The sequence below is a fragment of the Tsuneonella suprasediminis genome, assembly GCF_003605755.1.
GTDB lineage: Bacteria > Pseudomonadota > Alphaproteobacteria > Sphingomonadales > Sphingomonadaceae > Tsuneonella > Tsuneonella suprasediminis.
Genome location: NZ_RAHJ01000018.1, coordinates 704,381 through 721,790 on the forward strand (window position 1 = coordinate 704,381; position 17,410 = coordinate 721,790).

The window sequence follows — 17,410 nt, forward strand, 5'->3', positions numbered from 1 at the left end:
TGTCGTTTGCAGCCCGACGGTTGACTCCACCCGGACAGAATGATGTTCTGGCCGGAACCGATCACCGAGGGGGTTGCTTTGAAATATCGATATATATTGGCGATTGCCGCCATTGGCATGGTCACCGGCTGCGGCAATTCGGACACCACGGACAATACTGCCAAGGCCGCTGTGCCCTCAGCCAGCGATGCGGCCAGTGCGGATGGAGCCAAGGTCGTGGCTGCACCTGCCAAGGCGACACCGGCCCCGTTGCGCGGCCCGGAACTCAGCGCTTTGCTGGGAACGAAGGACAAGGAAATCTGCCGCCCGTTCACGATGGCTGGGCGGGAGTTGCTCTATAGCGCCTCCGCGATTTCGGATGGCAAGGGCGGCTATCGCGCATCCGGCCCACGGGATATTCCCGGTCTCGGTCGCAAGATCGCGCCAACGGTCCTGCAACCCGCGCAGAACGATGGGCGCTATGGCGTGCGCTACGAATTCGATGGAAAATGGAATGGCTTGCAGGTCGTTGGCATGGGGTACGACTTCAATCCGGGGTCGGATCTGCCCGAAAGCACGACGCTCTATCTGCAAGACGATCCGGCAAAGGTCGCCTCGGTTCTCGGCGGTCTGGGTTTTCCGGTGGCCGAGGGTGGCGGGGCCAAAGTGGTCCATAAGAACGCCGGTTTCGGACCCGGCGATTATTTCGGACTGGTGAGCATTATCGAGAAGCGCGGCGGTCGCACCGCGTATGAATGCCGCGAAGGCCCGTTCGATAAAGGCGATTACTGATCGCCCCTTTCGCTCAGCCGAATTAACGCCTACAACCGTCGGACCCCCGGGGAGCCAGTGATGGCTGAGAGGGGCAGGTCACGCTGCCCGACCCGTTGAACCTGAACCGATTAACATCGGCGGAGGGAGTGGCATGCGGCACCCGACATGCACCCTTCGCCTGTGAGGAGAGTGAATCGCATGGCCGACATCAACAGCAAATTCGATATCGGGGTCACCACCGGCCCGATCCGCGGATCGAAGAAGGTCCATGTCGGTCCGCTGGGCGTCGCCATGCGCGAAATCGCGCTGGAAGTCGGCGAAGCGCCGGTGCGGGTATATGACACCTCCGGCCCTTACACCGACAACGACGCGCAGATCGATATTCGCAAGGGCCTGCCGCAGTTGCGTCGCGAATGGCAGATCGCCCGTGGCGATGTGGAAGAATACACCGCCCGCGAAGTGAAGCCGGAAGACAACGGCCAGCTCGGCCCCGACCGCAGCGGCGGGGTGCCCGCGTTCCCCAATGTCCGCAAGACCGTGCTGCGCGCGAAGCCGGGCGGCAATATCAGCCAGATGCATTATGCCAAGCGCGGCATCATCACGCCTGAAATGGAATATGTGGCGGAACGCGAAAACCTCGGCCGCGAACGGATTGCGCGCGAACTGGATGGCAATTCGTGGGGTGCGGAAATCCCCGAATATGTCACCCCCGAATTCGTGCGCGACGAACTGGCGCGCGGGCGGGCGATCATCCCCAGCAATGTGAACCACCCGGAAGCGGAACCGATGGCCATCGGGCGCAACTTCCTGGTCAAGATCAACGCCAACATCGGCAACTCCGCCGTCGCCAGCGATGTCGCCAGCGAAGTGGACAAGATGGTCTGGTCGATCCGCTGGGGCGCGGATACCGTGATGGACCTTTCCACCGGGCGCAATATCCACGACACCCGCGAATGGATCATCCGCAACAGCCCCGTGCCAATCGGCACCGTGCCGATTTATCAGGCGCTGGAAAAGGTGGGCGGCATTGCCGAAGATCTGACGTGGGAAATCTTCCGCGACACGCTGATCGAACAGGCAGAACAGGGGGTCGATTACTTCACGATCCACGCCGGTGTGCGGCTGCCTTATATCCCGATGACCGCCAAGCGCGTGACCGGGATCGTCAGCCGCGGTGGCAGCATCATGGCCAAATGGTGTCTGGCGCATCACAAGGAATCGTTCCTCTATGAACGGTTCGATGAAATCACCGAGATCATGAAGGCATACGACATCGCGTATTCGCTGGGCGATGGCTTGCGCCCCGGATCCATCGCCGATGCCAACGACGAAGCGCAATTTGCCGAGCTGTACACGCTGGGCGAACTGACCAAGCGCGCCTGGGAACAGGACGTGCAGGTGATGATCGAAGGGCCGGGTCACGTCCCGATGCACAAGATCAAGGAAAACATGGACAAACAGCTTGAGGCATGCGGCGAAGCGCCGTTTTACACCCTCGGGCCGCTCGTCACCGATATTGCACCGGGGTACGACCATATCACCAGCGGTATCGGTGCGGCGCAGATCGGTTGGTACGGCACCGCGATGCTGTGTTACGTCACGCCGAAGGAACACCTCGGCCTGCCCGACCGCGACGATGTGAAAGTGGGCGTAGTGACTTACAAACTCGCTGCCCACGCGGCCGATCTGGCGAAAGGGCACCCGGCAGCGAAAGTGCGCGATGATGCGCTGAGCAAGGCGCGCTTCGAATTCCGTTGGCGCGACCAGTTCAACCTCAGCCTCGATCCCGACACGGCAGAGCAATACCACGACCAGACTTTGCCCGCCGAAGGCGCCAAGACCGCGCATTTCTGTTCGATGTGCGGCCCGAAGTTCTGCAGCATGAAGATCACGCAGGAAGTGCGCGACTTCGCGGCGAAGCAGAACAGCGACAGCTATCTGGCGGCAACCGCGCCGGTGGCAGATGCCGAAGAAGGGATGGGCGAAATGGCGGCCAAGTATCGCGACGGCGGCGATCTGTACGTCAGCGCCGATGACTGACCCGGCATAGGAAGGCTGTTTCTCCAATGTCCGACGCCGATTTACAGGTCACCCCCATCAGCGATGGGGGTGACTGGCGTTTTGCGCCGATAGCGGAGTTGTACGAGCGGGCCTTTCCGCCGTCGGAACGCAAGCCCACGGCTTTTCTCAACGATGTTGTGGTGCGGTCTGACTATGTGCTTCTCGCCGCAACAATCGCAGAGGAGATCGCCGGGTTTTCCGTGCTCTATGTATCGAATGCGGGCTTTGGCCTGCTGGAATACATGGCCGTCAACGAACGCCTGCGCGGGCATGGCGTGGGTGGGAAGCTGTTTCGCGAAACAGCCCGACATTGTCCGGTCCCGATGGTGCTGGAAGTGGAAGCGCCCGATGAAGGGGTGGATTCGATCGAGGCGCGTCGCGTCGAATTCTACCGCAGGCTGGGCTGCCGCATGGTGCCGCAGCTTTGCTATAGAATGCCGCAACTGGGGGCGGAATTGCCGCCGCCGATGCGCCTGATGCTCACCAATTACGCGCCCGATGCCATTGCTAAGTCGCAACTGGGCGATTGGATCGGGGGCATTTACAGCGGGGTCTATGGTCGCCCGGCATCCGACCCCTCTGCCATCGAAATGCTCTCTCCGCTCCCGGACTGTATCGAGCTGTAGTTTCGAACCGAGACATCAGTCGCCTGACCGCGCGATAGGCTCTTTCCTACACCGCACAAATATGGCCAGATCCCGGCTATGCACCGGCATCTGGCCATATCTGTTTCTGCTATCCCGGCGGGTCTGAAAACCCGTGTTACGCGGCTGTCCTGCGGGTGGTGGATTTTTCTTCTTCAGGACAGTGTAACATGTGGTCCATGTCTCACCCAACGCGTTGAAAACGCTGAACCTGTAGGATCAGCGTTTTTTGACGAATTCGGCGCGCAAAACCAGCCCTTTGATGCCGGGATATTTGCAGTCGATTTCCTGCGCATCGCCGGTCAGGCGGATCGATTTGATCAGCGTCCCTTGCTTCAGTGTCTGGCCGGCACCTTTGACTTCCAGATCCTTGATCAAAGTGACCTGATCGCCATCGGCCAGCAGGTTGCCGACCGCGTCGCGGACTTCAACGGTATTGGCCGCAGCCTGTTTTGCCGCCAGTTCGGATGCGGGCATCCATTCGCCGCTTTCCTCGTCGTACACGTACTCTTCGTCATCATTGGCCATATGCCAGTTCCCCTTTCACAACGCCCTTTGGCAGGGCGCGCGCGGTATAGCCAGCCCACGCGCGGAAAAGGGGAACCGGGGCAATGCCGGGGCATTGATGTCAGGGGTGCAGAATCGTGATTGAAGAGGATCGAAGTATGGAAATTCAGTTCAACTCCGACAGCAGTGTGATGGGCACCGAAAACGTGGCCGAACGGATCGAAGAGCAGCTTCGCAGTAAGCTGGGCCGCTTCTCCGACCGGCTGACACGGTTGGAAGTCCATGTCGGAGATGAAAACGCGCGCAAGGGCGGCGGAGACGACAAACGGTGCATGATCGAAGCGCGTCCGCGTGGTGGCGATCCGGTAAGTGCAACTGCTCATTCCGACACGGTGGACAATGCCGCCCGCGATGCCGCCAGTAAGCTGACTACCTTGCTGGAGCGTCATTTCGGCAAGGCCGACCGTACGCGTTGATCCCCGTTTGCAATTTGTGAGATCGCTATGAAAACCATCGCCCTGATCGCCCCGTTCGCTTCGCTGGCATTGCTGGCCGCATGTTCTCAGTCGGACCAGAGTGCCACATCGGGGGAAGGGGGCGATGCTGCCGCCAGCTCTGCCCCTGATGCTGCGGCTAGGGAGGCATTGCCCACGGCGTCGGAGGCTGCGTCTCCATCGCCGCCACCTTCTGCCACGGCAACGCCTTTGCCAGCCAACACGCTAAGGCTGGAGGGGTTGGGCGATCTTACTATTGGCAAGCCTGTGCCCAAAGGCAGCGATTTTGCGATGCGCGGCGCACAGGCCAGCGATACCTGCCTAATCTATACCTCGCCCGAATATCCCGATGCCTATGCGATTGTGGAGGACGGGCAGGTGCGCCGGATCACCGTAGCGCGCGGGTCGAAAGTCAAGCTGGTTGAAGGGATCGGGCCGGGCGACAGCGAGGCGCGCGTGTTGCGCGATTTTCCCAGCTTCAGGACCAGTGCCCACGAATATGTCGAAGCGCCTGCCAAGTACCTGACTCAACCGGGTAACGATCCACGCATGCGGTTCGAAATCGGGGCGGATCGCAAAGTGGATGCAATCCATGTCGGGCTGATGCCACAGCTCACTTACAGCGAAGGATGCGCCTGACGGGAGTAAGATTAGGAGAACCACTCTATCTGTGCTATCGTGCTCACGCTGACATCGAATATTGCGATGGACTTCGAATTTGCCGACCGCCGCTTGCTGCCTCGCAGCCCCGGCGCAAACCAGACGACGACTTCCTTTCCTTGGACGATTTGACGCACGACCTGCACGCAATTCTGCGTGCGATTATCTGTTCTATTGAAAGGAACATCCAATGGCCAAGACTGGCACCGTAAAATTCTTCAATGCCGACAAGGGTTACGGCTTCATCCAGCCCGACGATGGTTCGGCCGACAGCTTCGTGCACATCACCGCTGTTCAGGCAGCCGGCATGACCACGCTCGATAAAGAACAGCGCCTCAACTATGATGTTGAGCAGGGGCGTAACGGCAAGGAAAGTGCTGTAAACCTTTCCTCCGCTGACTGATGCGATGCGCCGGGGCCTGCTTTGGCGGGCTCCGGCGAATTGCTTGCCGCACCTGATGGGGGCGGTGTAGTCCTTCGCAAGCCAGCAGCTCGATTGGTCGAGCGCGCTACAGGCTGAAGGGCGATATAATCGCTTGATTATGCTATGTTATTGTATGGTCTGTGATGCAGATTGTGCAGCAAGGCTTGCCGCGACGTCCACGACTTTCGCGCCGCCTGTGCTTTTAACCGCATTACTCTTAACAGGGCGCGCATCGGCCAGTTGAACGGGGCGCGTCAGTTCCAGCGGTCTGGTATTGGTCGCATCGATCTGCGCCTTGCTCGCCGGTTCGGTTGAGGCGGGGCTGTCGCTGACCGGCATCGTGGCTGCCGCTTGTTGCGGCCATGATGTGCTGTTGTCGTAATCCTCTGGCGTATCGGCGTACCAGGTTCGGGCGAAGCGATCATTGGCATAGAGGCCGCGGTCAGAGAGCTGTTCTACCGGCACCACCCCTTCCGGCGTCGTCATCGCATAGCGTTCTTGCGGTCCCTGCATTTCAAGATATCGGTCGGGCGAAATGGCCGGGGGCTGGTGGTTGGCGAACTCCCCCAGCGTCTGCCCGTCCCATCGGGAAAGCGGATTGGTATTGACGGTGCTGCCACACGCGACACCCGCGACAGTTGCTGCGATTGCGCCAATAACCCACGGCAATTGCCGCATTTTCCTGCTCCTGTTCCGCACCCTGTGGATGCCGGAGATAATGCACGGCTGGCCATAAGTGTTCCCCCTGGGGCGGTGTGGGCTTGCGAAAAGCTGCGCCTGAGGCAAGAACACCAACTATGCAGCGCATCGTTCCTCTGATCCTTTCGCTTTCTCTGTTCGCGCTTGCGGGATGCTCGGCCTCAGGCGGCAACGGCAATATGCCCGGCGATACCGAAGATTGGAGCCCTTACGCCGGAATTGGCGAGAACGAGACAGTGCGCTTCACCGGTACTGAGCCGTTCTGGGGCGGAACTGTGGCGGGACAGACTCTGATCTATTCCACGCCTGAAAGCACCGAAGGTAAAGCGATCGGTGTCGAACGCTTTGCCGGGCGAGGCGGCATTTCATGGAGCGGAATGTATGGTGGGGCACCGTTGGTGCTGGCGGTAACTCCCGGTAAATGCTCCGACGGTATGAGCGACCGTAGCTATCCGTTCGTTGCAACCCTGCAGGTTGCCGGCGAACAGCGCAATGGCTGCGCGTGGAGCGATAAGAAGCCGTTCAGCGGACCTGAACACCCCTGATATCGGCCGTTATCCGCCGGTGGACGAAGTCACCGGCGCATTATGAGCTGGCGGGCTTGGCTCGTGATCGGCATCGTGTTCGATCCAGCGGGTGCGATACAGGTCGAAGCGACGATCCTTGAGGTTTTGCACCGCGCCTGATTGTCGCGCGGTGAGCAACGCCGATAGCGAAAGGTCTGCGATGGCGATCGTTTCGGTGTTGGGCGCGGTATCGGCGGCAACGCCATCGCGGGAAAACGGGAAGTCGGATGGAGTGAGAACGCCGCTCTCCGCATAGTGAATATCCATATTCTCGACGTTCGGAATATTGCCCACTACACCGCTGGTGATGACATAGCACTGGTTCTCGACCGCGCGCGCATGGCAACAGTACCGCACGCGCAGGAACCCGCGTCGTTCGTCAGTACAGAACGGCACGAACAGCATCAGCGCACCCTGATCCACCAGATGACGCGCGAGTTCGGGGAACTCGCTGTCGTAACAGATCATCACGCCGATAGGGCCGCAATCGGTCGGGATGGCTTCGGCGCCGAACCCGCCCTTGATATTCCACCATTTGCGTTCGGAGGGTGTGGGGTGCAGCTTCTGCTGTTCATACACTGCACCGTCGCGCAGGAAAACATATGCGATGTTGCGGATCTCACCGTTGGCGACACGGGTTGGGTGCGATCCGCCCACGATGTTGATGTTATAACTGACTGCGAGCCGTTCCATGAATTCCTTGAAACGGTCGGTATAGTTCGCGATCTCTTCAATCGCTTCCGCCGGGGGTAATGGCTTTTCCGGGATCGACAACAATTCCAGAGTGAACAGCTCAGGGAAAATTACGAAATCCGCGCCATAATCGCTGGCGACATCGACCCAGTATTCCACCTGCTGTTCGAACTCATCAATGCTGGTGATCCGGCGCATCATAAACTGCACGGTCGCTACGCGGACGCTTTCGGGCAATCGATCCGCGAGAGAGCGGGTGCGGTGGATATTGCCTTCCGGTGCCAGTGGATCGGGCCAGAACATCAACACGGCGTTACCCCCGCTATCGCGGTCTTCAGGGTGATAGCCGCGTAAGACCTTCTTCGGTTCGAACCCCTGATTGAGCTGGAAATTGATGACTGTATCGGACACCTGCTTGTCCAGCACGGCGGCAAGGTATTCTTCCGGTTTGCGATAAGTCTTCCGGCGGCGGGCGAAGCCCGGCATTCGTCCGCCGAATGCGATTCCCTTCAGTTCCCAGTCGCGGCACAGATCCTGCCGCTTCCGGTAAAACCGTTGCCCTATCCGCAAGCGGCGATATTCGGGATCGACACAGACTTCGACGCCGTAGAGTACGTCGCCATCGGGATTATGGCGACTGGCATAACCCTGCCCGGTAATTTCGTTCCAGGTATGCGGCGCAAACGCGACTTCCTGCGCGATTATCATCGTCCCGCAATAGCCGACGACTTTGCCTTCGTATTCCGCGATAAACTGCCCCTCGGGGAAATTGTTGATCTGCCCGCGGATCATCGCGGCGCTATACGCTTCGTGTTTGCCGTATACCTTCGCGGAGAGAGCCGCGACGGCGCGGGCGTCTGTCGGCTGAGCGTTGCGGATGACGAGTTTCGAGCGGGTCTGGTCCATCGCACGGATATAGGGCATCAGTCCGGTCTGGCAATGTAAGTCGCCGCCATTCCTCCGCTCTGTAAATGATAGGAACCATTCGTAAGTTTCGGCGTTAAGCGCAAATCACTTAAAGGGAAAAACTGACGAGGTTTTGAGTTTCGTGACACAGCGTGATGTCGCCCATGCCGGTGGAACTGGCAGCACTGCTTCCGGAATTATGAACAACGGCGATGTGCTGTCCGGCGCTCAGGCGGCGGAACGTCATGCGCGCGAAATGGCGCGCGAACTGTCCCATCGTACCAAGAACATGTTTTCCGTGATTTCGGGCATAGTCAATATTACCGGTCGCGCGCGCGGTGCCGAGAGTGTTGCCGGTGAAATCAACGGGCGGATACAGGCTCTGGGTCGGGCTTACGAAACCACTCTGGACGAAGCGTCAAGCGGCAGCATCGAACTGGGGCAGGCGATCCGTGCGATACTGGACCCATATGTCGCCGAAGGGCGGACGATCAGATTCAAAGGCAACGGATTACAGGTGCCGTTCCAGACTGTTTCTACTGTCGGGCTGGTTCTGTTCGAGCTGGCCGACAATGCCAATCGTCACGGTGCATGGAGCACGCCCGATGGGTTTGTCGATCTCGACTGGTATTGGCGCGATGATGCGTTGGAGATTACCTGGCGTGAACGCGGCGGATCCGTGGCTGCTGGGGCCGCAGCAAGTTCAGGCACCGGCTATGCCATAATGGATCGCCTGTTGCGTACCGCAGGTGGCTCGATCACGCGCGATTGGTGTGCCGACGGGCTTGATGTCACTCTGCATATGCCAACGATACCGGGGGCTGGTGTATGAGCCATCGTCCGTTGATCCTCCTGCTAGAAGACGAACCCCTGATCTTGATGGATCTGGAAATGGCGGCAGAGGACAGAGGTTGTGCTTGCCTCGCCACGACCTGCGTGGAGCAGGCTTTCGCGGCATTGGGCGGCGATGGCTTGCCTGACGTTGCTGTGCTGGATGTCACTCTGCAGGCAGGAAGTACGTGTGTCCCGGTTGCAACCGAGTTGCGCCGTCTTGGCGTGCCATATTTGTTGCATTCGGGTGATTTGGACAGGCAGGACGAACGCATTCGCCAGTTACAGGCCGAACTCGTCCCGAAACCCGCATCGTCGGCGCGTGTGATCGAAAAGGCGCTGGAGCTTCTCGATCCCGAAGGCGTACCGGAACAGACCCGCGCCGCCGGATAGCGTTCAGCCCGCAGGCGGCGTCAGGTCCATCCATGCGGGAATCCACTCTGGGGCAATCGCCTCGATCCGCAAATGATCTACCGCTTTGCCCAGTTCGGGGTAGGCGACAACCTGCCGCTTCTCGTCCGATTGGGCGATGGGTACTACGATCAGGCGGCGGTTGACTTTCTGCCGCCAGTTCATGCGGGCCGTGTTCTCTTGTCCGATATAGCAACCCTTCGTGAAACTCACTCCGTTGAGCTCGACCGCATTTGTTTCCAGCCAGAGGATATCGCCCAGTTCTGCGCGCCCTTCGGGCACTCCGCATGACAGGCGATGCGCCAGCCAGTTGTCGTCCGCCGGTGGCTCTGGTGGGCTGCCGGGGTTCGCACTGGCCAGCCAGCGATGGCCGAGCGCAGGCAGGCGGGGGTCGGGCTGCCCTGTTTCTCCCGTCAATTGCCAATGGACCGCGATGGTGGGATCGACCGCAATATCGAGCTTCCGGCGCAGGCGATAAAGCGAGAGGCGTTTCGCCAGATCGCTGGCCACATCGGCTTCGCAATCGAGCAGGACGTCGGCTCCATCGTGCCACACGATCAGGTCGAACATCGTCTTGCCCTGCGCGCTCAGCAAGGCGGCATATGTGGGGCCGGTGCCGGTCACATCGCTGGTGAGCAGACCCTGTAGAAAGGCTGTTGCGTCTTCCCCCGCTATCTGTGGGGAGACACGGACTATGGCGCGGCGAGCGAGGTGAGTTGCGGGCATGGGTGACAGATAGGCGTTGGCCGGACTAAGGGAACCCCTATGAGCATCGTTCCCGATTCCATCACGATCCGCCGCCCCGACGATTGGCACGTTCACTTGCGCGACGGCGCTATGCTGGAAGGGGTGGCCCAATATACTGCTCGCCAGTTCGCCCGCGCTATCGTGATGCCCAACCTGTCGCCCCCGGTGACGACGACCGCATTGGCCGATGCCTATCGCGAACGGATACTGTGCGCGATTGAGCCGGGCACGCATTTCACCCCGCTGATGACGGCATACCTTACCGATGCGACCGATCCCGACGATCTGGCAGACGGGTTCGCGCGTGGAATACTGACGGCGGCAAAGCTGTATCCCGCCAACGCCACGACCAATTCCGCCCATGGGGTCAGCGATATTGCCCGGCTCGCCCCTGTGCTCAGCCGGATGCAGGATATCGGCATGGTGCTGTGCATCCATGGCGAAGTGACCGACAGCGATGTCGATGTGTTCGACCGGGAAGCCGTTTTCATCGAACGGCATCTGAGCCGGATCCTGCGCCATTTCCCCGAACTCAAGGTTGTGTTCGAACATATCACCACGCAGGATGCGGTGCAGTTCGTGGAGAGTGCCGGGCCGAACGTGGCCGCAACGATCACGCCGCAGCACCTGCATATCAACCGCAACGCGATGCTGGTCGGCGGTATCCGGCCCCACGCCTATTGCCTGCCGGTTGCCAAGCGGGAGACGCACCGTCTGGCTTTGCGGAAAGCGGCCACTTCGGGATCATCGCGGTTCTTTCTGGGAACGGACAGCGCGCCGCACAGCCGCGAAGCGAAGGAAAGCGCCTGTGGCTGTGCCGGCATTTTCAACGCACCGTATGCGCTTGAAAGCTATCTTCAGGTGTTCGCGGATGAAGGGGCTTTCGAACAGTTCGAAGGTTTCGCCTCGCTTCACGGTCCGGCCTTCTATGGACTGCCTGTGAACGAAGGTACGATCACCCTCGAACGGGCCGAACTGGTGGTGCCCGACACTATCGACGTTGGGGGAGCGCAACTGGTTCCGTTTCATGCAGGTGAAACCTTGCAGTGGAGCATACGCCGGTGATCGATCTGGCTGCCCGCGATGCCGCCGATCCTCTGGCCCATTTTCGCGAGCAGTTTGCGCTGCCCGCCGGGGTTATCTACCTCGACGGCAATTCGCTGGGCGCTTTACCAAAGGCCGCTCCATCGCGGATCGCGGAAGTGGTGGAGCGCGAGTGGGGCGACGGGCTGATCGCGTCGTGGAACGATGCTGAATGGGTGACTGCGCCGCGGCGTATTGGTGACAAGATCGCGCGCCTGATCGGTGCCCGGTCTGCCGAAGTGGTTGCCTGCGATTCGACTTCGGTCAATATCTTCAAGGCATTGGCGGCGGCTGTTTCGCTCAATTCCGGGCGGAAGACGGTCCTGAGCGAAACAGGCAATTTCCCCACCGATCTGTATATGATGCAGGGCCTTGATCGGTTGAGCGGTGGACGCATCGTTGCGAAGGCGGTTGAGCCGGACGCAGTGATCGATGCGATCGATGCGGATACGGCGGTCGTTCTGCTGACTCACGTCCATTACAAAACCGGTGCGATGCGCGACATGGCGGCGACCACTGCGGCGATCCATGCAAAAGGTGCGTTGGCTATCTGGGATTTGAGTCACAGTGTCGGCGCGATGCCACTGCACCTCACCGACGCGGAGGCCGACTTCGCAGTTGGTTGCGGTTATAAGTTCCTGAATGGCGGACCGGGTGCGCCGGCTTTCCTCTTTGTGGCCGGGCGGCATCAGGCGGATGCATTGCCCGCATTATCGGGATGGTTCGGCCATTCCGCCCCATTTGCATTCCGCGACGAATACGAGGCGGCGCCGGGGATTGAACGCTTCTTGACCGGGACGCCGCCGATTATCGGGCTGGCTGGTCTGGAGGTCGGAGTGGACCTGATGGAACAGGCTGATCTGTCGCAAATCCGCGCCAAGTCGCTGTCGCTGGCCGAAGTCTTTGAACACGGGATGGAGCCGCTGGTTCAGCGGTTCGGCTTTACTGCGGCCGGGCCGGGCGACCCTGCGATGCGCGGCAGCCATATCTCCTATCGCCATGAACACGGGTATGCGATCATGCAGGCGTTAAAGGCGCGTGGCGTGATCGGGGATTTCCGCGATCCCGATGTCATGCGCTTTGGCCTGACACCGCTGTATCTCAGCCACGCCGATATCGCGCGCGCTGTCGCGATACTGGCAGAGGTGATGGAAACCGGCGCGTGGGACCGCGCGGAATACCGTGTCCGTGCGGCCGTGACCTGACATGTATCGAGAGGATACCTTATGAAGCCGCTGAGGTCGTTTCTGTTCATTCCCGGCGATAGCGAAAAGAAGCTGGCCAAAGTGGCTGGATGTGGGGCCGATGCGGTCATCCTCGATCTGGAAGATGCCGTGGCGCCTTCGGCAAAGAATGCCGCACGGGAACTGGTGGCGGCATTCCTCCGCGATTTTGACCGCGATGCGCCGGGCGCTCCACAGCTTTGGGTCAGGGTCAACCCGTTCGACACGGGAATGACGGAAGGCGATCTGGCGGCGGTGGTGCCGGGTGCACCGCATGGTATTGTTCAGCCCAAAACGAATGGGGCAGACTGTGTCGCGAAGCTATCCGGCCTGCTCGATCATATGGAACTGGCGCACGGTATTGCGCCGGGATCGATCCGCATCGTTCCCGTGGCGACAGAAACCGCCATCGCACCCTTCCGCCTGAGCGAATATGCCACTGCCGATCTGCCGCGCCTTGCCGGGCTGACCTGGGGGGCGGAAGACCTTGCCGCTGCGCTGGGCGCCACTGGCAACCGCGATGTGAATGGCGAATGGGGCTTTACCTACAAGCTTGTCCGTTCATTGACGCTGATGGCGGCCCATGCTGCCGGGGTGCCGGCGATAGAGACACTCCACGCCGATTTCCGCGATGAGGATGGTTTGCGCGCCAGCAGCCGCGCGGCGCGGGCAGAGGGTTTTTCCGGGCGGCTCGCTATCCATCCCGCGCAAGTCGCGCCGATCAATGAAAGCTTTACGCCCAGCGATGAAGAGGTCGCCTTTGCTCAGCGGATTGTCGATGCGTTTGCCGCTAACCCCGATGTGGGAACAGTGGGGATCGATGGCAAAATGGTCGATATTCCCCATCTGAAAGCGGCCCGCCGCACATTGGGGCTGGTGGATTGAGTGTGGGTATCGCGCAGGGGCGATTGCATATCAGAACGTCGGGAGAATGCCTGACGGACGTTTCGGGCGATGTGCAGCGATGGCTGGATCAAACCGGGATCGCCACTGGCACCCTCTCGCTGTTTTGCCGCCATACCAGCGCGGGTCTGCTGATTAGCGAGAATGCCGACCCTTCGGTACAGCGCGACCTACTGCGGTGGCTGGACCGGAGCGCGCCACAAAGTGATCGCTACGAACACGATTGCGAGGGCCCCGACGATATGCCCGCTCATATCAAATCGGTGGTGACGGGAGGCGTACTGACAGTTCCCTTTGCCGCCGGTCGCCTGCTGCTCGGTACATGGCAGGCAATCTATCTCGCAGAATATCGGGCACGGTCGCATCAGCGCGAAGTGGTGCTGACGGCGATCGGGGAATAGCATGGGCGCAGGGACCGTGTCGGCGGCTCCTGCGTTATGAATACATATCCGCTGCCCTTTGCCACATGGCGAATGATTGCTACCCATGATGCTGCAGCGCAACAAGATTGCTCTTACTGCCGGAGTGTCATGACCCAAGGCCAGATATTATGAACTTTACCGCAGACCGTCTGCTGCTGTTCGGCGCCACCGGCGATCTTGCCCAGCGTATGCTACTGCCGTCGTTATGCGCGCTCGATCACGATGGATTGCTCGACCCTGAACTGAAAATCGTTGGGACGGCGCGTTCGGATATGAGCGATGCGGAGTTCAGAAACTTCGCGCGTGCGGCGCTTGAGAAATATCTGCCCGCAGGCCGCCGTGGCGGCATGGCCGATTTCCTCAATCGGTTGAGCTATCAGCCGCTCGATGCGACCACGATTGAGGGTTTTGACGAGCTGGCAAAGAAGGTTGGCAAGCCACAGAAAGGGCTGGCCATTTTCCTTTCCACCGCGCCCAGCCTGTTTGAGCCGACCATTGCCGGTTTGCAATCGGCGGGGCTGGCTGGCGCCAACGTGCGGATCGGGCTGGAAAAGCCGCTCGGCACGTCGCTGGAGACGAGCGAGGAAATAAACGACGCGGTTGCATCCGCATTCAGTGAAGACCGGATTTTCCGGATCGATCACTATCTCGGTAAAGAGACGGTGCAAAACCTGCTCGCTCTGCGGTTTGCCAATATCATGTTCGAACCGATCTGGAATTCGAACTATATCGAACATGTCCAGATCACCGTGGCAGAAACGGTCGGGCTGGAATCGCGCGTCGCCTATTACGACGATTCCGGGGCGCTGCGCGATATGGTGCAGAACCACATGCTCCAGTTGCTTGCGCTGGTCGCGATGGAACCGCCGACCAGCTTCGATTCCACTGCCGTGCGCGATGAAAAAGTGAAGGTGCTGCGCGCACTGCGCCCGGTGAAGGACGGCGAAACCGTGACTGGCCAGTATCGTGCCGGGGCCATCGCTGGAAAGTCGGTGCCCGGATATGACGAGGAACTGGGTAAAGATTCCGACACCGAAACGTTCGTCGCGATCAAGGCGCATGTCGATAACTGGCGCTGGAACGGGGTGCCGTTTTACCTGCGCACCGGCAAACGTCTGCCCGAACGTGTGACCGAAGTAGTAATCCAGTTCCGCCCGATCCCGTTTTCGATCTTCGAAGGGAAGGGGGCCAAAACCCAACCCAACAGGCTGGTTATCGGCATTCAGCCCGAAGAAAACGTGCACCTGTCGCTGATGGCCAAAGTGCCTGGTCTGGATCGCGAAGGCATCCGCTTGCGCCCTGTGCCGCTCGACATTTCGATGCCCGATGCATTTGCCGGTGCGGTCAAACGGATCGCTTACGAACGGCTCCTGCTCGATCTGATTGTCGGCGATCAGACTTTGTTCGTGCGACGTGACGAGGTGGAGGCGCAGTGGGAATGGATCGACGGTATTCGCGCCGAATGGACTGCGGAAGCGCAGACACCCAAAACCTATGCCGCCGGAACATGGGGGCCGAGCGCGGCCATCGCCCTGGCCGAGCGCGACGGCGTGACCTGGCATGATGAGTAACCCATTATGAGCAATCTCAACGACACCGTTCACCGCGTGACACAGCGCATTGTCGCCAACAGCCGCGACAGCCGCCGTCGCTATCTCGATCTGATGGATCGCGAGCGTGAACGGCAGCCGGACCGCAATTCGCTGTCGTGTTCCAACCTCGCGCACGGCTTTGCCGCGGCGCTGGAAGATCAGCAGGCGATCAAGACCAATCGCGGCCCGAACCTCGCCATTGTCACTGCTTACAACGACATGCTCTCGGCGCACCAGCCCTATGGTACTTATCCGCCGCAGATGAAGGTCTGGGCGCGGGAAGTCGGCGCGACGGCGCAAGTGGCGGGCGGAACGCCGGCGATGTGCGATGGCGTTACGCAAGGTCAGGATGGGATGGAGCTGTCTCTGTTCAGCCGCGACGTAATCGCGCTGAGCACGACCGTGGCGATGAGTCATGCGATGTACGATGGCATGTTCCTGCTGGGTATTTGCGACAAGATCGTGCCCGGCCTGTTCATGGGTGCCGCGCGGTTCGGCCACCTGCCCGCTATCTTCATTCCGAGTGGGCCGATGCCAACCGGGATCGCCAACAAGCAAAAACAGAAGGTTCGTCAGCTCTACGCCGAAGGCAAGGCGACCCGCGCGGAACTGCTGGATAGCGAAAGCGCGAGTTACCATTCGCCCGGCACTTGCACGTTCTATGGCACGGCCAACTCCAATCAGATGATGATGGAGATGATGGGGCTGCACATTCCCGGCGCGGCCTTCGTTCAGCCCGGCACACCTCTGCGGCAGGCGCTCTCCCGCGCCGCGGTGCATCGTCTGGCGCAGATTGCCGATGATCCGGCGCACAGCTTTGCCCGGTGCATCGATGAAAAGGCCATCGTGAATGCAGCAGTCGGTCTGCTCGCAACCGGCGGATCGACCAATCATGCCATTCACTTGCCTGCTATGGCACGGGCAGCGGGAATTGCGTTCGATTGGAACGATCTGGCTGAACTGTCGGGCGTGGTTCCGCTGGTCACGCGCGTCTATCCCAATGGTTCGGGTGATGTGAACCATTTTCAGGATGCAGGCGGCATGGGCTACGTCATCGGCACTCTGCTGAGCGAAGGGCTGGCGCATCGCGACATCGTGACTGTCGGCGGTGACGATCTGTCGATCTACGCGCAGGAGCCCTGGCTGGATGGCGACGCGCTGGAATGGCGCGATGTCGGGAAAAGCGGCGATCCCGAAATGCTGCGCCCGGCCAGTGATCCGTTTCAGGCAGATGGCGGGATGCGACTGGTCGAAGGAAATCTGGGTCGCGCCTGTTTCAAGACAAGTGCGGTCGAGCCCGAACGCTGGACGGTGGAGGCGCCGTGCCGCGTGTTCGAAACGCAGGCGGCGGTTGCCGATGCATTCAGCAAGGGCGAACTGGATTGCGATGTCGTGGTCGTGGTGCGCTTTCAGGGGCCCCGTGCCAACGGGATGCCCGAATTGCACAAGCTGACTCCGCCGCTGGGCGTGTTGCAGGACCGCGGATATCGCGTGGCGCTCGTCACCGACGGGCGGATGAGCGGGGCCAGCGGGAAAGTGCCCGCAGCGATCCACTGCACGCCGGAGGCGTTGGGCGGTGGCCCGCTGGCGCGTTTGCGCGATGGCGACATTGTGCGGCTGTGCGCCCAGACGGGAGAGTTGTCGACCACCGCCGATCTCGACGCTCGGGAACCGGTTGTCGTTACCGAGGATGAGCATGGCATGGGCCGCGAATTGTTTGCCATGTTCCGCGCCAATGCGGATTCGGCGGAAAAGGGTGCCAGTTCGATGCTCGCTCTGGCTGGACTGTAA

At 60.4% G+C, this 17,410-nt stretch carries 19 protein-coding genes and 1 riboswitch; of the genes, 15 read left to right on the top strand and 4 right to left on the bottom strand.

The window, feature by feature from the left end:
* Nucleotides 1-39: 39 nt before the first annotated feature.
* The 3 genes from D6858_RS09310 (at nucleotide 40) to D6858_RS09320 (ending at nucleotide 3,440) form a co-directional block, all read left to right on the top strand.
* On the top strand, nucleotides 40-771 hold the full coding sequence (locus D6858_RS09310) for a hypothetical protein (protein WP_120109274.1): 732 nt from the start codon (nucleotides 40-42) through the stop codon (nucleotides 769-771).
* Between the two features lie 37 nt (nucleotides 772-808).
* A riboswitch (TPP riboswitch) is annotated at nucleotides 809-916 on the top strand.
* Nucleotides 917-951: 35 nt separating this feature from the next.
* Nucleotides 952-2,793: a phosphomethylpyrimidine synthase ThiC gene (gene thiC, locus D6858_RS09315; RefSeq protein WP_120109276.1), complete on the top strand. Its 1,842-nt coding sequence runs from the start codon at nucleotides 952-954 to the stop codon at nucleotides 2,791-2,793.
* 26 nt (nucleotides 2,794-2,819) lie between these two features.
* Nucleotides 2,820-3,440: a GNAT family N-acetyltransferase gene (locus D6858_RS09320; protein ID WP_120109278.1), complete on the top strand. Its 621-nt coding sequence runs from the start codon at nucleotides 2,820-2,822 to the stop codon at nucleotides 3,438-3,440.
* A 237-nt stretch (nucleotides 3,441-3,677) separates the two neighbouring features.
* Here D6858_RS09320 and D6858_RS09325 read toward each other — a convergent pair whose 3' ends face one another.
* The gene (locus D6858_RS09325; protein ID WP_120109280.1) at nucleotides 3,678-3,986 is read right to left on the bottom strand and encodes an alkylphosphonate utilization protein; all 309 of its coding nucleotides are present in this window, start codon (nucleotides 3,984-3,986) and stop codon (nucleotides 3,678-3,680) included.
* Nucleotides 3,987-4,123: 137 nt separating this feature from the next.
* On the opposite strand from D6858_RS09325, the gene D6858_RS09330 reads away from it, so the two are divergent.
* The 3 genes from D6858_RS09330 to D6858_RS09345 all read left to right on the top strand — a co-directional run bounded on the left by D6858_RS09330 (nucleotide 4,124) and on the right by D6858_RS09345 (nucleotide 5,522).
* Complete coding sequence (locus D6858_RS09330) at nucleotides 4,124-4,441, top strand: HPF/RaiA family ribosome-associated protein (RefSeq protein WP_120109282.1); 318 nt, start codon at nucleotides 4,124-4,126, stop codon at nucleotides 4,439-4,441.
* Nucleotides 4,442-4,468: 27 nt separating this feature from the next.
* Nucleotides 4,469-5,098: a hypothetical protein gene (locus D6858_RS09335; RefSeq protein ID WP_120109285.1), complete on the top strand. Its 630-nt coding sequence runs from the start codon at nucleotides 4,469-4,471 to the stop codon at nucleotides 5,096-5,098.
* Between the two features lie 211 nt (nucleotides 5,099-5,309).
* On the top strand, nucleotides 5,310-5,522 hold the full coding sequence (locus D6858_RS09345) for a cold-shock protein (RefSeq protein WP_120109290.1): 213 nt from the start codon (nucleotides 5,310-5,312) through the stop codon (nucleotides 5,520-5,522).
* 147 nt (nucleotides 5,523-5,669) lie between these two features.
* Here D6858_RS09345 and D6858_RS09350 read toward each other — a convergent pair whose 3' ends face one another.
* Entirely contained in the window at nucleotides 5,670-6,221 is a 552-nt protein-coding gene (locus D6858_RS09350; protein WP_120109293.1) for a hypothetical protein, read from the bottom strand.
* A 119-nt stretch (nucleotides 6,222-6,340) separates the two neighbouring features.
* Here D6858_RS09350 and D6858_RS09355 point away from each other — a divergent pair, with 119 nt between their 5' ends.
* Nucleotides 6,341-6,787, top strand: a complete 447-nt coding sequence (locus tag D6858_RS09355; RefSeq protein ID WP_120109296.1) for a COG3650 family protein — start codon at nucleotides 6,341-6,343, stop codon at nucleotides 6,785-6,787.
* A 9-nt stretch (nucleotides 6,788-6,796) separates the two neighbouring features.
* Here D6858_RS09355 and D6858_RS09360 read toward each other — a convergent pair whose 3' ends face one another.
* Nucleotides 6,797-8,407, bottom strand: a complete 1,611-nt coding sequence (locus tag D6858_RS09360) for a bifunctional GNAT family N-acetyltransferase/carbon-nitrogen hydrolase family protein (protein WP_120109673.1) — start codon at nucleotides 8,405-8,407, stop codon at nucleotides 6,797-6,799.
* Nucleotides 8,408-8,549: 142 nt separating this feature from the next.
* Between D6858_RS09360 and D6858_RS09365 the strand changes: the two genes are divergently transcribed.
* Together D6858_RS09365 and D6858_RS09370 are read left to right on the top strand one after the other, a co-directional pair.
* Nucleotides 8,550-9,239 (top strand): HWE histidine kinase domain-containing protein, encoded by a 690-nt coding sequence (locus tag D6858_RS09365; protein WP_240623789.1) that lies wholly within the window; start codon nucleotides 8,550-8,552, stop codon nucleotides 9,237-9,239.
* Nucleotides 9,236-9,631 (top strand): response regulator, encoded by a 396-nt coding sequence (locus tag D6858_RS09370; RefSeq protein ID WP_120109301.1) that lies wholly within the window; start codon nucleotides 9,236-9,238, stop codon nucleotides 9,629-9,631. Before D6858_RS09365 ends, D6858_RS09370 begins: the two co-directional genes overlap by 4 nt.
* A gap of 3 nt (nucleotides 9,632-9,634) precedes the next feature.
* Here the strand turns inward: D6858_RS09370 and ygfZ are convergent, their stop codons facing one another.
* Complete coding sequence (gene ygfZ, locus D6858_RS09375) at nucleotides 9,635-10,375, bottom strand: CAF17-like 4Fe-4S cluster assembly/insertion protein YgfZ (RefSeq protein ID WP_120109304.1); 741 nt, start codon at nucleotides 10,373-10,375, stop codon at nucleotides 9,635-9,637.
* Between the two features lie 39 nt (nucleotides 10,376-10,414).
* On the opposite strand from ygfZ, the gene pyrC reads away from it, so the two are divergent.
* The 6 genes from pyrC to edd all read left to right on the top strand — a co-directional run bounded on the left by pyrC (nucleotide 10,415) and on the right by edd (nucleotide 17,410).
* Complete coding sequence (pyrC, locus tag D6858_RS09380; protein WP_120109306.1) at nucleotides 10,415-11,461, top strand: dihydroorotase; 1,047 nt, start codon at nucleotides 10,415-10,417, stop codon at nucleotides 11,459-11,461.
* Complete coding sequence (kynU, locus tag D6858_RS09385) at nucleotides 11,443-12,684, top strand: kynureninase (RefSeq protein ID WP_225081877.1); 1,242 nt, start codon at nucleotides 11,443-11,445, stop codon at nucleotides 12,682-12,684. The genes pyrC and kynU overlap by 19 nt, the downstream gene beginning before the upstream one ends.
* A gap of 21 nt (nucleotides 12,685-12,705) precedes the next feature.
* Nucleotides 12,706-13,587, top strand: coding sequence for an HpcH/HpaI aldolase/citrate lyase family protein (locus tag D6858_RS09390; protein ID WP_120109309.1), 882 nt, complete (start codon nucleotides 12,706-12,708; stop codon nucleotides 13,585-13,587).
* 2 nt (nucleotides 13,588-13,589) lie between these two features.
* Nucleotides 13,590-14,006, top strand: coding sequence for a secondary thiamine-phosphate synthase enzyme YjbQ (locus D6858_RS09395; RefSeq protein WP_120109311.1), 417 nt, complete (start codon nucleotides 13,590-13,592; stop codon nucleotides 14,004-14,006).
* Nucleotides 14,007-14,155: 149 nt separating this feature from the next.
* On the top strand, nucleotides 14,156-15,598 hold the full coding sequence (zwf, locus tag D6858_RS09400; protein WP_205664907.1) for a glucose-6-phosphate dehydrogenase: 1,443 nt from the start codon (nucleotides 14,156-14,158) through the stop codon (nucleotides 15,596-15,598).
* 6 nt (nucleotides 15,599-15,604) lie between these two features.
* Nucleotides 15,605-17,410, top strand: a complete 1,806-nt coding sequence (gene edd, locus D6858_RS09405; protein ID WP_120109314.1) for a phosphogluconate dehydratase — start codon at nucleotides 15,605-15,607, stop codon at nucleotides 17,408-17,410.

Bases quoted from the DNA above. Each gene is read 5' to 3' on its own strand.
- D6858_RS09310 (WP_120109274.1), top strand. From the start codon at position 40: ATGATGTTCTGGCCGGAACCGATCACCGAGGGGGTTGCTTTGAAATAT.
- thiC (WP_120109276.1), top strand. From the start codon at position 952: ATGGCCGACATCAACAGCAAATTCGATATCGGGGTCACCACCGGCCCG.
- D6858_RS09320 (WP_120109278.1), top strand. From the start codon at position 2,820: ATGTCCGACGCCGATTTACAGGTCACCCCCATCAGCGATGGGGGTGAC.
- D6858_RS09325 (WP_120109280.1), bottom strand. From the start codon at position 3,986: ATGGCCAATGATGACGAAGAGTACGTGTACGACGAGGAAAGCGGCGAA.
- D6858_RS09330 (WP_120109282.1), top strand. From the start codon at position 4,124: ATGGAAATTCAGTTCAACTCCGACAGCAGTGTGATGGGCACCGAAAAC.
- D6858_RS09335 (WP_120109285.1), top strand. From the start codon at position 4,469: ATGAAAACCATCGCCCTGATCGCCCCGTTCGCTTCGCTGGCATTGCTG.
- D6858_RS09345 (WP_120109290.1), top strand. From the start codon at position 5,310: ATGGCCAAGACTGGCACCGTAAAATTCTTCAATGCCGACAAGGGTTAC.
- D6858_RS09350 (WP_120109293.1), bottom strand. From the start codon at position 6,221: ATGCGGCAATTGCCGTGGGTTATTGGCGCAATCGCAGCAACTGTCGCG.
- D6858_RS09355 (WP_120109296.1), top strand. From the start codon at position 6,341: ATGCAGCGCATCGTTCCTCTGATCCTTTCGCTTTCTCTGTTCGCGCTT.
- D6858_RS09360 (WP_120109673.1), bottom strand. From the start codon at position 8,407: ATGGACCAGACCCGCTCGAAACTCGTCATCCGCAACGCTCAGCCGACA.
- D6858_RS09370 (WP_120109301.1), top strand. From the start codon at position 9,236: ATGAGCCATCGTCCGTTGATCCTCCTGCTAGAAGACGAACCCCTGATC.
- ygfZ (WP_120109304.1), bottom strand. From the start codon at position 10,375: ATGCCCGCAACTCACCTCGCTCGCCGCGCCATAGTCCGTGTCTCCCCA.
- pyrC (WP_120109306.1), top strand. From the start codon at position 10,415: ATGAGCATCGTTCCCGATTCCATCACGATCCGCCGCCCCGACGATTGG.
- D6858_RS09390 (WP_120109309.1), top strand. From the start codon at position 12,706: ATGAAGCCGCTGAGGTCGTTTCTGTTCATTCCCGGCGATAGCGAAAAG.
- zwf (WP_205664907.1), top strand. From the start codon at position 14,156: ATGAACTTTACCGCAGACCGTCTGCTGCTGTTCGGCGCCACCGGCGAT.
- edd (WP_120109314.1), top strand. From the start codon at position 15,605: ATGAGCAATCTCAACGACACCGTTCACCGCGTGACACAGCGCATTGTC.